14 protein-coding genes are annotated in these 13346 nt (G+C 64.6%); 9 read left to right on the top strand and 5 right to left on the bottom strand.

Annotation, left to right across the window (positions count from 1 at the left end):
- Positions 1-19: 19 nt before the first annotated feature.
- The 4 genes from MUY37_RS05970 to plsY form a co-directional block, all read right to left on the bottom strand.
- On the bottom strand, positions 20-202 hold the full coding sequence (locus tag MUY37_RS05970) for a hypothetical protein (RefSeq protein WP_236924441.1): 183 nt from the start codon (positions 200-202) through the stop codon (positions 20-22).
- Positions 202-2778 carry a type I DNA topoisomerase gene (gene topA / locus MUY37_RS05965; protein WP_499194460.1) on the bottom strand — a complete coding sequence of 859 codons (2577 nt, stop codon included), beginning with the start codon at positions 2776-2778 and terminating at the stop codon, positions 202-204. Before topA ends, MUY37_RS05970 begins: the two co-directional genes overlap by 1 nt.
- Before the next feature lie 258 nt (positions 2779-3036).
- Positions 3037-4146 (bottom strand): DNA-processing protein DprA, encoded by a 1110-nt coding sequence (gene dprA, locus MUY37_RS05960; protein ID WP_499194459.1) that lies wholly within the window; start codon positions 4144-4146, stop codon positions 3037-3039.
- Complete coding sequence (gene plsY / locus MUY37_RS05955; protein WP_115417941.1) at positions 4143-4730, bottom strand: glycerol-3-phosphate 1-O-acyltransferase PlsY; 588 nt, start codon at positions 4728-4730, stop codon at positions 4143-4145. Before plsY ends, dprA begins: the two co-directional genes overlap by 4 nt.
- Positions 4731-4841: 111 nt before the next feature.
- Between plsY and murI the strand changes: the two genes are divergently transcribed.
- The 6 genes from murI (at position 4842) to MUY37_RS05925 (ending at position 10237) form a co-directional block, all read left to right on the top strand.
- Entirely contained in the window at positions 4842-5636 is a 795-nt protein-coding gene (gene murI / locus MUY37_RS05950; protein WP_499194458.1) for a glutamate racemase, read from the top strand.
- A 6-nt stretch (positions 5637-5642) separates the two neighbouring features.
- The gene (locus MUY37_RS05945) at positions 5643-6125 is read left to right on the top strand and encodes a hypothetical protein (protein ID WP_499194457.1); all 483 of its coding nucleotides are present in this window, start codon (positions 5643-5645) and stop codon (positions 6123-6125) included.
- A gap of 108 nt (positions 6126-6233) precedes the next feature.
- Positions 6234-7454, top strand: a complete 1221-nt coding sequence (gene hemA / locus MUY37_RS05940; RefSeq protein WP_499194456.1) for a 5-aminolevulinate synthase — start codon at positions 6234-6236, stop codon at positions 7452-7454.
- A gap of 70 nt (positions 7455-7524) precedes the next feature.
- On the top strand, positions 7525-8706 hold the full coding sequence (locus tag MUY37_RS05935; RefSeq protein WP_499194455.1) for a cell wall hydrolase: 1182 nt from the start codon (positions 7525-7527) through the stop codon (positions 8704-8706).
- Between the two features lie 62 nt (positions 8707-8768).
- Entirely contained in the window at positions 8769-9461 is a 693-nt protein-coding gene (locus MUY37_RS05930) for a nitroreductase (protein WP_499194454.1), read from the top strand.
- Complete coding sequence (locus MUY37_RS05925) at positions 9458-10237, top strand: hypothetical protein (RefSeq protein WP_499194453.1); 780 nt, start codon at positions 9458-9460, stop codon at positions 10235-10237. The genes MUY37_RS05930 and MUY37_RS05925 overlap by 4 nt, the downstream gene beginning before the upstream one ends.
- Before the next feature lie 13 nt (positions 10238-10250).
- Here MUY37_RS05925 and MUY37_RS05920 read toward each other — a convergent pair whose 3' ends face one another.
- Positions 10251-10823, bottom strand: a complete 573-nt coding sequence (locus MUY37_RS05920; RefSeq protein ID WP_499194452.1) for a glutathione S-transferase family protein — start codon at positions 10821-10823, stop codon at positions 10251-10253.
- A gap of 68 nt (positions 10824-10891) precedes the next feature.
- Between MUY37_RS05920 and MUY37_RS05915 the strand changes: the two genes are divergently transcribed.
- The 3 genes from MUY37_RS05915 (at position 10892) to MUY37_RS05905 (ending at position 13339) form a co-directional block, all read left to right on the top strand.
- A complete protein-coding gene (locus MUY37_RS05915) occupies positions 10892-11641 on the top strand; it encodes a helix-turn-helix transcriptional regulator (RefSeq protein WP_499195119.1) in 750 nt (249 codons plus the stop codon).
- 125 nt (positions 11642-11766) lie between these two features.
- Positions 11767-12105 (top strand): YciI family protein, encoded by a 339-nt coding sequence (locus tag MUY37_RS05910; RefSeq protein WP_499194451.1) that lies wholly within the window; start codon positions 11767-11769, stop codon positions 12103-12105.
- 7 nt (positions 12106-12112) lie between these two features.
- Positions 12113-13339, top strand: coding sequence for an RNA polymerase sigma factor (locus tag MUY37_RS05905; protein WP_499194450.1), 1227 nt, complete (start codon positions 12113-12115; stop codon positions 13337-13339).
- The last annotated feature ends 7 nt before the right edge of the window (positions 13340-13346 follow it).

Below are 13346 nucleotides of genomic sequence, written 5' to 3'. Positions count from 1 at the left end.
GCGGGAAAATGCAGCGTGCCTACCGTTTCTTCGCAATTTTGATCTTATTCTTCTTGGCGAAATCCTTGGTCGATTCCTCGCTCCGCCCCAGCGCCTTGGCGATTTGCTTCAGACCCTGCCCCTTTCCGGCAAGCGTGCGCAGTTGGCCCGCTTCCTCTCCGGTCCAGGGCTGCTTGTGGCGTTCGAACCGTTCCTTGGCCATCAGCCCGCCGCCTTCTTCGCGGCAGGCTTCTTCTTCGCTGCGGGCTTCTTTGCCGCAGGCTTCTTTTTCGCGGCGGCCTTTTTCTTCGGCGCGGCCTTCCTTTTCTTTGCCGGTCCCTTCGCGGCACGTGCATCGATCAGCTCGATCGCCTGTGCCTCGGTCACATCCTCGGGTTTCACATCCTTGGGGATCGTCGCATTGGTCGTGCCATCGGTGACATAGGGGCCGTAGCGACCCGGCATCACCTTGATTTCGCCGCCTGATGTGGGGTGCTCGCCCAGCGTTTTGATCGGTTCGGCCTTGCCGCGCCCGCCGCCCTTGCGATTGGCGGCCTGGGCGAGAATATCGACCGCACGGTTCATGCCGACCTCGAAGACTTCGCGGGTAGAGGTGAGCTTGCCGTACTTCCCATCGTGGCGCAGATAGGGGCCGTAACGCCCTATCGCGGCTTCGATTTCCTTGCCGGTTTCCGGATGCGCGCCAACGATGCGCGGCAGGCTCAATAGCTTCAAGGCCCATTCGAGATCGAAATCGTCGAGGTCCTTCGGAATGCTCGCGCGCTTGGCCTCCTTGCCCTCGCCAAGCTGGACATAGGGGCCGAAGCGGCCGCTCTTGCGCTCCACCGGCAGGCCGGTTTCCGGATCCTCGCCCATGACGCCGTCATCCGCGCCGTCATCGCCGTCGGAACCGCCCGGCTTGGCGAACTGGCGGGTGTATTTGCACTCGGGATAATTCGCACAGGCGACGAAGGCACCGTAGCGACCACCGCGCAGCGCCAGCCTGCCGCCGTCGCGCCCTTCGGTTTCGCATAGCGGGCAATGGCGCGGATCCTTGCCATCGGCGCGTTCGGGGAAGAGGTAATCGCCAAGGAAATCGTCGAGCACCTCGGTCACTTCCGACGGCTTCTTCTCCATTACCTCTTCGGTCTTGGGCTTGAAATCGCGCCAGAAGGCTTCGAGCAGCTTCTTCCAGTCCTCGCGCCCGTCGGACACCGTGTCGAGCTCGTCCTCCAGCCCGGCCGTGTAATCGAAAGCGACATATTGCGGGAAGAAGCGTTCGAGAAAGGCCGTTAGCAGGCGCCCGCTTTCTTCCGCGAAGAAGCGGTTCTTTTCCATCCGCACATAGGCGCGGTCGCGCAAAGTCTGGATGGTGCTGGCATAGGTCGAGGGGCGACCGATGCCGAGCTCTTCGAGCCGCTTGACCAAACTGGCTTCGGAAAAGCGCGGCGGCGGCTGGGTGAAATGCTGGTTGGCATCGACGCTTTTCTTGAGCGGACTATCACCCTTCGCGATCGTGGGCAGCAGGCCGTCTTCGTCGTCCTCCGCATCGTCACGACCTTCCTGATAAACCGCGAGGAAGCCCGGATACTTGACCACCTGGCCGGTCGCGCGAAGCTCGTGCTGGCCGGTCGCGTCGCGCAGGGTAACGCTGGTGCGTTCGAGGCTGGCCGCGGCCATCTGGCTGGCCATCGCGCGCTTGTAGATCAGGTCGTAGAGCTTGCCTTCATCGCCCGATCCGGCGCGGTCCTGATTGAAGTTGGTCGGTCGGATCGCCTCGTGCGCTTCCTGTGCGTTCTTGGCCTTCGACTTGTACATGCGCGGGGAATCGGGGAGCGCATGGCCGCCATACCGATCGGCCACCGCCTTGCGGCAATCGGCAATCGCGCCGCCATCCATACTCACGCCATCGGTACGCATATAGGTGATCGCGCCCGCTTCGTAGAGCGACTGCGCGCAGCGCATGGTATGGCTGGCTGAGAAGCCGAGCTTACGGGCGGCTTCCTGTTGCAAGGTGGAGGTGGTGAACGGCGGAGCCGGATTGCGCTTGAAAGGCTTGGTTTCGACTTCCTCGACCGTGAAGTTCGCCGCCTCGACCGCATTCTTGGCGGCCATGGCGCTGCCCTCGTTCCCGAGGGTGAGCTTTTCCAGTTTCTTGCCGTCATATTTGACCAGCCGCGCGTCGAATTCGGTGCCGTCATGCTGCAACTTCGCGATGACCGACCAATATTCGTCGGCGCGGAAGTTCTCGATCTCGATCTCGCGATCGACGATCAGACGCAGCGCGACCGACTGCACACGGCCGGCACTCTTGGCGCCCGGCAGGCGGCGCCACAGCACCGGAGACAGCGTGAAGCCATAAAGATAGTCGAGCGCGCGGCGGGCGAGATAGGCGTCGATCAAATCCTGGTCGAGATCGCGCGGCGCCTTCATCGCGTCGGTCACTGCCCGTTTGGTGATCGCGTTGAAGGTCACGCGCTCGACATCCTTGGGCAGCGCCTTGCGCTTGGCCAGCAATTCGCGCACGTGCCAGGAAATCGCCTCGCCCTCGCGATCGGGGTCGGTCGCGAGAATCAGACGGTCGGCCATCTTCGCATTGTCGGCGATTTCCTTGAACCGCTTCTGCTTGTCCCGATAGAGTTCCCAATCCATCGCGAAACCTTCGTCGGGGCGCACACTGCCATCCTTGGGCGGCAGGTCGCGGACATGGCCGTAGCTGGCCAGAACCTTGAAGTCCTTGCCAAGGTATTTCTCGATGGTCTTCGCCTTCGCGGGCGATTCGACGATAACCAGTTGCATGGGGGTAATTACGGTCCCTTACGTGTGTACGTGCGTATACGCGCGAAAATGGGGACCGGTCCCGAATGACGTCAAGCGCCAAAAAACGGAACGGGTCGCCCGGCCTAGGAGGTACACGGGCGACCCGTCGCGAGCGCCGTTGGGGGGTGCCCGCTGTTCAATCCGGAAAATCGTGATGGCCGAATCGGTCACCAAGTGGCTTCACCATAGGACGCCTGTTCGAATCGCGCTTGCATGAACGCGTCAATTTCGCCGCGATCAGAGCGAGAGGCTGACCCGGGCGCCCGCATGCCGCTCGAGCCGTCCGGCGATCTCGAGTTCGAGCAGCGCAAGGTGCACGGCGCTGGCATCGGCGCCCGACTGGCGGATGATCTCGTCGACCGCCACCGGCGCGCTTGTCAAAAGGCCGACAATGTCGGCCGGGTCGGTCTCTGCCAACTCGCCGGGCTCGAAATCGAAGGCCGGTGACGGTTCGCGAAAAGTGGATCGGGGCTCGCCGTCGAAGGTCGACAGCAGCTCGGACACTTCTTCGGGCGTCTGCACCAGCACCGCGCCTTCGCGGATCAAGTGGTTGCAGCCATGGCTGCGCGGCTCCAGCGGGCTGCCGGGGATGGCCATGACCTCGCGCCCCGCCTCCCCCGCCAGCCGCGCGGTGATCAGGCTGCCCGACTTGACCGCGGCCTCCACCACCAGCGTTCCGCCCGCGAGCCCGGCGATGATCCGATTGCGGCTGGGGAAGTGGCTGCCGCGCGGTTCGGTGCCCGGCGGCTGTTCGGCGAGCAGCAGGCCGTCCTCCGCGATCCGCTCCTGCAACTCGGCATGCTGCGGGGGATAGGCGATGTCGATGCCGCTGGCGATGACCCCGATAGTCGTGGGGAAAGCCCCCTCATGCGCCGCGCCATCGATCCCGCGCGCCAGGCCGGAAACCACGGTGAAACCAGCTTCGGACAGTCCTTGCGCAAAATCGCGCGCCAGCTTGACCGCGGCGGCACTGGCGTTGCGCGCGCCGACCATGGCGACGCAGGGTTTCGATGCCAGCGCCAGATCGCCGCGCCAGATCAGGATCGGCGGCGCGCCGTCGATCTGGCCGAGCAGCGCGGGATAGCCGGGCTGGTCGTGAAACAGGTACTTCGCGCCCGCCTTGCGCACGGCCTCGATCTCGCGCTCGATCTTTTCGGCGGGGCAAGCGCGATACTGCCGCCCGCCCCGCTGGCCGAGATCGGGCAGCGCATCCAGCGCCTCGGCGGCGCTGCCGAAGCGCTGCAGCAGCATGGCGTAGCTGACCGGCCCGATATTGGGCGAACGCAGCAGGCGGATGCGGGCGAAAGCCTCGTCCTGCGACAGCGCGGGCTGCGCCGCGTCGCTCACTCTTTCGAGCCGCCGATCCTGGGTTCTTCGCCCTTCATCAGCCGCGCGATATTGGCGCGGTGGAGGTAGATGATGAGCAGTGCGATCGCGGCGAGAACGGGGAAGAACTGCGGATAGCCGAAGAGCGGCGCGGCGGCAGCGGCAGCGACGACCGCTGCCATCCCGGCGAGCGAGGAGACGCGGAAGATCGCCAGCACGCTCAGCCAGATGAAGGCGTAAGCCAGCCCCAGCGGCCAGGCGAGGCCGAAGGCAACGCCCGCATTGGTCGCCACGCCCTTGCCGCCCTTGAACCCCAGCCAGACGGGAAAGCAGTGGCCGAGCACCGCGGCACCGGCGGCAAAGGCCATCGCCACTTCGCCCCAAAGCTGGCCCGCGATTGCCACCGGGGCGAGTCCCTTGACGAGATCGAGTACCAGCGTAGCGGCGGCGAGCCCCTTATTGCCGGTGCGCAGCACATTGGTCGCGCCGATATTGCCCGAACCGATCTGGCGCACGTCGCCCATGCCCGCTGCCTTGGTCAGCAACAGGCCGAAGGGGATCGATCCGACCACATAGCCGAGCAATGCTGCGTAAAATGCGTCCACGGGAACCTCCGCTGCCGGGCGACCGATCGCGGCCGCGCCCTTCCTCTTTGATTGTGCTGTAAAGTTAAGTACGGCCCTTCGACAAGCTAAAGGCCGCACGGAATATCCGCTTTGGACGCAACATCCCCCATCCTGCTGTTCGATTCCGGTATCGGCGGGCTGACCGTGCTGGACGAATTGCGCAAGGTGTTGCCCGATGCGCCGGTGATCTACGCCGCCGACATGGCGGGCCTGCCCTATGGCACCAAGAGCGAGGCGGAGGTCGCGGCGCGCGTCGCCGGGCTGCTCGGGCGGATGGCCGAACGTTACCAGCCGCGCCTGATCTGCATTGCCTGCAACACCGCCAGCACGATCGCGCTCGGCATGGTGCGCGATGTGCTCGAAACGCCGATCGTTGGCACCGTGCCCGCGATCAAGCCCGCCGCCGCGCTCACCAAAACCGGCGTTTTCGGCCTGCTCGGCACCGAAGCGACGATGCGGCAGAGATATGTCGACGATCTCGAACATGCCTTTGCGGTGGGCAAGCGGCTGCTGCGCCACGGCGCCAATGGCCTGGTCCCGTTGGCTGAGGCCAAATTGCGCGGCGAACGCGTGCGCATCGACGACGTGGCCGAGTCGGCGAAAGGCCTCATACTGCAGACGCACGGAAGCGATATCGACACCATCGTGCTCGCCTGCACCCATTTCCCGCTGCTCGAGGAAGAATTGCGCGAAGCCTTCGGCAAGGAGGTCGAATTCGTGCATGGAGCGCAGGGGATCGCGCGGCGGATCGCACATCTCACCGAAGGCCAGCCCTTCGCCCGCAGCACCGGCGACTGCGCGATCACTACCGGCGCGCTGGCGGATTTCGAAAGACTCGCACCGGCATTTGCCGAGCGTGGTATCGACCGACTGGAGAAATTCTGACCTGCCATGACTCGCGACCGCTCCGAACTCGCTCAACGAAGCCTCGAACGTCTCGCCGAGGTTGGCGGTGATGTCACACGCCCGGTGCTCGACGCCTATTACGCCCGCCATCCCGATGCGCGGGCCTCGTTCGAGCACCACGGGCTGGGTCACACGGCCGAGCTCGAAGGACGGATGGTGGCCGAAAGCCTCTACCTGCTCCTGACCTGGATCGAAGACCCGGCGACCGCGCGCATCGACCACGGAACCGCCATCGTGCACCACAACGATTCGCTGCATATTCCCCCGCGCTGGTATCTCGGACTGGTGGATGCGGCGCTCGACGTCCTGCTTCGCACCATTCCAGAGAAGTGCCCCGACGAACGCGACTTGTGGATCACGATCCGCGAGGAGTTCGCCCGCTTCGTCGAGAGCCTCCGCGGCGAATTCGTCCATGGGGACGGGGGCGATCCCCTGCCCGGCTTCGAGCCGCCGCCACCAGCTTGCTGACTTGAGAATCGCTCGCAAAGATCGCGGTAGCGATTTGCAACCGTTTCGATTAGGGCGAGCGACAGAGTTGGCCGTGGACGGGCGGCGCAGAATCGGGCGAATACGCCAGTGAACTACGACCAGATTTTCGACGAAGCGATTGCCAGGCTGCACGAAGAAGGCCGCTATCGCGTCTTCATCGACATCCTGCGCAACAAAGGCGCCTTCCCCAATGCTCGCTGCTTTGCCGGCCACAATGGCCCGAAGCCGGTCACCGTGTGGTGCTCGAACGACTATCTCGCCATGGGCCAGCACCCCAAGGTCATCACCGCCATGGAAGAGGCGCTGCACGATGTCGGTGCGGGCAGTGGCGGCACGCGCAATATTGGCGGCAACACGCATTACCACGTCGAGCTGGAAGCCGAGCTGTCGGACCTTCACGGCAAGGATGCCGCGCTGCTGTTCACCAGCGGCTATGTCTCGAACGACGCAACGCTGTCGACCGTAGCCAAGCTGTTGCCGGGCTGTGTGATCTTTTCCGACGAGCTGAACCACGCCAGCATGATCGCGGGAATCCGCAATTCGGGCTGCGAGAAGCGCGTCTTCCGCCACAACGACCTTCAGCACCTCGAAGAATTGCTGGCAGCCGAAGATGAAGCGACTCCCAAGCTGATCGCCTTCGAAAGCGTTTATTCGATGGATGGCGACGTCGCCCCGATCCACGCGATCTGCGACCTCGCCGAGAAATACAACGCGCTGACCTATATCGACGAGGTTCACGCCGTGGGGATGTATGGCCCGCGCGGCGGCGGCATTTCCGAACGCGACGAAGCCGCGCATCGGATCGACATCATCGAAGGCACGCTGGGCAAGGCGTTCGGCGTAATGGGCGGCTATATCGCGGCGGACAAGAAAATCGTCGACTGCATTCGCAGCTATGCGCCCGGCTTCATCTTCACCACGTCGCTCAGCCCTGCCCTGGTCGCGGGCGTGCTGGCATCGGTGCGGCACCTCAAGGCATCCTCGGTCGAGCGTGAAGGCCAGCAGGCCGCCGCCGAAATGCTCAAGCAGAAGATGCGCGATGCGGGCCTGCCCGTAATGGACAGCGTCACCCACATCGTCCCGCTGATGGTCGGCGACCCGGTGCGTGCCAAGAAGATCAGCGACATCCTGCTCGCCGAATACGGCGTCTACGTCCAGCCGATCAACTTCCCCACCGTCCCCCGCGGCACCGAGCGTCTGCGCTTTACCCCCGGCCCCGCCCACTCGGCGGAGATGATGGACGATCTGGTCGGGGCGCTGGTCGAAATCTGGGACCGGATGGATCTGCAACTGGCCGAGGCGGCGTAAGCTGCGCGCTTTTGTCGCGAGCAGCCGACAAGGGACTGACGAGCGGCGATTTTCGGCCTAGATAGCCGGGATGGACGATCCCGCTCTAACAGCGCAATCCGGACGCGATCCGGTGCCCTTTCTGGCGCTGGCGGGCCTCATATTGCTGCCGTTCGTGCCGCTGGCGCTGTTCGGTAGCGTCCCTGCAACACCCGACCAATCGTCACCGCCTGCGATCGTGGCGGAAGCGCCCGACCTTCCCGACCTGCCTGCCGGGGGTGACGACACGATTATCCTGTCCCAACTTTCCGCCGACGATGCGCAGGCGCGCAACGCCTCCGTCGATTTCGCGGCAGTCGGCCCCGGCAAGGCCACGCCCTTCGCCTTTAGCGCCAGCAGTGCCGATAGGACCCGCGCACGCGACTGTCTCGCGCTGGCGGGTATGGCCGAAGCGGGCAATAACGATGGCGACCAGCGCGCGGTCATGCAGGTGATCCTCAATCGCGTGCGGCACCCCGCCTTCGCAAAGACTGTGTGCGGCGTGGTCTTCGAAGGCTCGCAGCGGCCGACCGGCTGCCAGTTCAGTTTTACCTGCGACGGTTCGCTCGCGCGACGCTATTCGGATGCCGCATGGCGCAATGCCCGCGCCCGCGCCGAAGAGATGCTCGGCGGTGCCACCCATGCCCCGGTCGGCAATGCCACGCATTTCCATGCCGACTACGTCTATCCCTGGTGGAGCGACCGGCTCGACAAGGTGGCGCAGGTCGGACCGCATATCTTCTTTCGCTGGCGCGGTTTCTGGGGCAGCCGTACCGCCCTGTCGGCCCGCTATGACGGGGGCGAGCCCGATCCGTTGAAGCTGCGCCAAACCGCGCTCGCTGTGGCCAGTGCCAATCCGCTGCCGACCCTGCTGCAAAGCGGAGAAAGTGTGCGCAGCATCACCCGCGAGACCGTTGCACGCCCCGGCGATGACGACCCTTCCCCTTCTTCGCCGGGCGCGGGCGTGCATTTCGTTCTCGTTGCGCCGGGCGACTCGCCCCAGGCGCTGGTCGAGCGCGCGCGCAGCCTGTGCACCGGCGGCGGCTATTGCCGCGTGCAGGGGTGGAGCGATGCCAGCGCCGTCCCGACTGCTCTTCCGCTGACCGAGAGCGCCCGCCGCAACTTGCGCTTCAGCTTCGTCGCCGCAAGTGCAGGAGGAGCCGAAGCGGTGTTTCTCGATTGTCGCCTGTTCCCCGCCCCCGCGATCGGCACCTGCCTTCCCGCGATACCGTAAGGGATTTTGCGCCACCGAGTCGGCGCGCTAAGCCTCCCGCCATCGAAAAGGGAGAGAGTGGAATGAGCGGCAATCGGGACATGACCTATGAAGAGGTGGTGATGGATCGCCGCTCGATCAGGGGCTATCTCGACAAGCCGGTGCCGCGCGCGCTGATCGAGGAAATCCTCACGCTGGCGATGCGCTCGCCAACCTCGATGAACACGCAGCCGTGGCATTTCCACGTCATCACCGGCGAGCCGCTCAACCGCATTCGCAAGGGCAACACGGAGAACATCCTTGCCGGTGTGCCGGACAGCCGCGAGTTCCGCCGCGGCGAGCCCTTTGCCGGCGTCCACCGCGAACGCCAGATCGGCGTCGCCAAGCAACTGTTCGGCGCGATGGGAATCGAGCGCGACAACAAGGACAAGCGGCAGGACTGGGTGCTGCGCGGGTTCCGCCAGTTCGATGCACCGGTCTGCGTGATCGTGACCTATGACAAAGAACTATCGGGCAGCGACGACACACCTTTCGACTGCGGCGCGGTCACCACCGCGTTGGTTAATGCTGCCTGGTCGCGTGGACTGGGCTGCGTCATCAACAGCCAGGGAATCATGCAGAGCCCGGTGGTGCGCGAACATGCAGGCATACCGGACGATCAGGTAATCATGAAGGCGGTCGCCATGGGCTGGCCGGACGAAAGCTTCCCCGCCAACGCCGTTGTCAGCGAACGCAAAGGCGTGGACGAGGCGGCGCGTTTCGTCGGATTCGAATGAGCGACGCCTTCATCGATCTGGGCGACGGGTTCTGGACCGTGCGCGGCAGCTTCCGGATAGGTGGATTCTTCGATATCGGCACGCAATGCTCGTTGGTTCGGCTGGCGAGCGGCAATTTCGTTTTTCTCGACAGCTATGCGTTCGATGACGACATCCGCGCCCGGGTCGATACGCTGACCGATGGTGGCAGCAGAGTCGAGGCGGTGCTCAACCTGCATCCCTTCCACACGGTCCATTGCGAGTGGATGCAAAAGGCGTTTCCGCAAGCCAGGCATTACGGAACCTCGCGTCATCTGGAAATTGCGCCCAATCTCGACTGGCAGGAGCTCCGCTGCGAAGATGACGCCCTGATGCAGCAATATGCGGATGACCTCGCCTTTTCGATCCCGCGCGGCGTCGCGCTGGTTACCGAAAACGAGAACGTCCATTTCTCCTCCATCCTTGCACTGCACCGTGCGAGCGGGACGATCCATGTCGACGATACCTTCGTGTATCTGCGCAAGGGCTTCCCATTGTCGCTGCTACCCTTCACCGGGCGACTAGGCTTCCATCCGACACTGGCCAAGGCGCTGGAGCCGCGCACGGGTGCGGCAGATGATTTTTACGAATGGGCTGTCGAACTGGGGGTCGACTGGGCCGATGCGCAGCGCATCGTGGCGGCGCACAATGCCGTATTCGAGCTCGGCCAAGAGCAGTTTCCCGACCTCGTAGGCGAAGCGCTGAGCCGCGTGAAACCCGTGCTCGACGCGCATCGCGCCAGACACGGGCGAAGCTGATCGGCGACCGTCCCTAGGTTTCCGGGTCGCGCATTTTCGCGGCGCAGCGCACGGCCCAGTCGCGGATTTCGGCCTGTTCGGGCAGCATGTCGGAAAACCATTGGAACGGGGAACTGCACAGCATGTCCGCCGCGCTGAATGCTTCGCCTAGCAGCCACGGTCCCTTGCGCAGCGGAGCGGCCAGTTGCTCCAGCATGGTCGCTTCGGTGCCTATCCCCGCTTCGATCGCAGGGTGCGCTAGCCCTGCGAATTTGAGGATCAATAGCGGCTCCATCACGCCCTGATAATAGGATAGCCAGGACAGATAGGCGCCGCGGCCCCTATCGCCCGGCAGCGGCCCCAGCCCGGTCTGCGGATAGGCATCGGTCAGATACAGCATGATTGCCCCGCGCTCGCGCACATGCTCGTCGCCATCGACCAGATAGGGCACTTTCTTTTCGGGATGCGGATTGGCCGGATCGGACACGCCCGACCCGTCCTGCCGGGGGATGGTGACTTCTTTCACATCCACATCTGCGCCCAGCATCCGGATCAGGTCCACGACTGTGTCGGAGCGCGATTGGGGCGCATGATATAGGGTCGGCATAAGGTTCTCCTTTCGATTGCACGTCGCACGGGATATATCCGCCCTGCTGACAGAAAGAGGCAGTAGTGATGGCGCGACAGGACCGGCTCATGCGATTGCTCGCCGTGCTCCGGCGGCTGCCCTCCCCCGTCACCGCCGAGCGGCTGGCGACGGAGACAGAAATCTCGCGGCGCCAGCTCTATCGCGATATCGCCACCCTGCGCGCAGGCGGCGCGCTGATCGATGGCGCGGCGGGCTATGGCTATACGCTGACCGAAGACCCGGCCCTGCCGCCGCAGAGTTTCTCGCGGCTGGAAACCGAGGCCCTGATGCTGGCCGTGGGCAGTCTCGACGAATTGGGCGACGAGTGTCTCGCCCGCGCAGGCCGAGACGCGCTGGCCCGCATTATCGCCACCCTGCCCGACCGGCAGGCACGCCAGGCCATGCACGCGATCATGCGGTCATGGCGTCCGGCAAAGGAGCGCCCGGATATCGCGGTCGATCTGGATTCGCTGCGCCAGGCCTGCTGGGACGAGGTGAGCCTCCGGATCGCCTATCGCGACCGGCAGGACCGCCGCACCACGCGCGAAATCTTCCCCCTCGGCCTGTCCTACAGCCCGACCACGCTGATGCTGGTTGCCTGGTGCCTGCTCCGCGAAGACTACCGCACATTCGAAGTTGCGCGGATCGAGAGCCTCGAGACGGGAGAAACCAGCTTCCGCCCACGCCGGGTGGAATTGCTGCGCCGCTACAAGGCCCTGCGCATGGCGGAGTGGCGCGAGCGCCATGCGGCGGAGAGGCCCAAAGGTCCGGCCGCAGCCGACGGACCGACCTCCTGACGGATGGGTAAACATTCGTTCCCCCGGGCCGCTGCAATAATTTTCATCGCCGCTGTCGAAATGCTAGATCGCCATTCGTCTTGAAGGCGAGGCCGCTCCCGGTCTCGGCTCGCAGGAGACCTACGATGAAATACGTCCTTCTCATCCATGAAGATCACGCCAACTACAAAGACGAGGATGGCTGGAACGAGATCATCCGACGCCACGAGGCCTTCGGTGAAGCGCATGCCTCCGCCATCGTCGGCGGCGAAGGGTTGAACGGCCCTGAAACCGCGACGACACTGCATCGCAAAGGCGAAGAGACGATGGTCCATGACGGCCCCTTTGCCGAGGCGCGCGAGCAGTTGGGCGGGTTCTACCTTGTCGAGGTCGCATCGCTCGATGAAGCGATGGCCATCGCCAAGGACATTCCGTTCGCGGGCGACGGATCGGTCGAAATCCGGCCCTGTATCGACGAGGGTTAAGGCAGGTTTGGCGAACAGCGTCGATCTGGCCGAGACTGTCAGAGCAAAGCGGCTGCACATCGTCGCCGCGCTTTCCGCCCGCTTCGCCAATGTCGAACTGGCCGAAAACGCTTTTGCGGAAGCATGTGTGCGCGCCGCCGCCACTCGCTCGCCGCCGCGGGATTGGGCGGCGTGGCTCTATGCCGTGGCGCAAAGAATTGCGATCGACAGCCTGCGCCATTCGCGCGTCGTGCGCGCACATGCCGACGCGGCGGCATCGTTTGACGAGGAGGTGAGCGTGAGCGAACGCAGCATGATCCCGGATCGCCGCCTCGCGCTGTTCTTCGCCTGCTGTCATCCGGCGATCGACATCGCCTCGCGCGTCGCCCTCGCCCTGTCGACCATCTGCGGTTTCAGCGCGAAACATATCTCGCGTGCCTGCCTGCTCAGCCCTGCGGCGGTTTCCCAAAGGCTGCTACGCGCCAAGAAGAAACTCACCGGCAGCGGGATCATGTTCGAAATTCCCGACAGCCGCTTTTTTGCCGAGCGGCTGGAGTCCGTGCTCTGCACGATCGAGATCGCCTATTCGCAAGCGCACGCATCGAGCGATCCGGATGGCGAGCAAGCACTGCTTGCCCGCCAGACGCTCGAACTGGTCGATATTCTGGCCACGCTCATGCCGGGCAACGCGCAGGTGAACGCGCTGGCCGCCGCCTTGTGGTTTTCGGAAGCGCGACGACCGGCTCGGCGCGATGCCGCGGGCAAGATGATCCCCCTCGAGGACCAGGACCCACAGCTATGGGACCGGCCCATGCTCGCACGTGCCAGAGACTATTACGGGCAGGTCGATACCGCACAGGACGCGTCGCTGCGGACGCTCCAGGCCGATATACAGGCTCTATGGTGCTCGCGGCGCCGACAGTCCGACCCAGCCCCGTGGAACCGCGTCCTCGCGCGATACGACCGCATGATCGCGATCAGGGACAGCGCCTTCATTCGGCTCAACCGGGTCGTCGCGATCCGTAAGCTCCAAGGTGCGGCCGCGGGGCTGAGAGAGTTCGAGGAGCTGCCTTGCGCCGCGCTGGAAGGATCGCCCGCCTATCACGCCGTCGGGGCCGAACTGCTTTCGCATACCCAGCGCGTGCGGGAAGCCATTCAGGCCTATGACACGGCGATCGGCTTGCAGGAAGGCTCCGCCGAGCGCGCATGGCTTATCGCGCAGCGCGACGCGCTTGTCCTTCGCGCCGCACGCTAGGCTCGCG

Origin of the sequence: Qipengyuania sp. ABI-127-1 (genome assembly GCA_022953095.1) — a bacterium.
Lineage (GTDB): Bacteria > Pseudomonadota > Alphaproteobacteria > Sphingomonadales > Sphingomonadaceae > Qipengyuania.
This window is presented reverse-complemented; position numbering and strand designations above follow the sequence as displayed.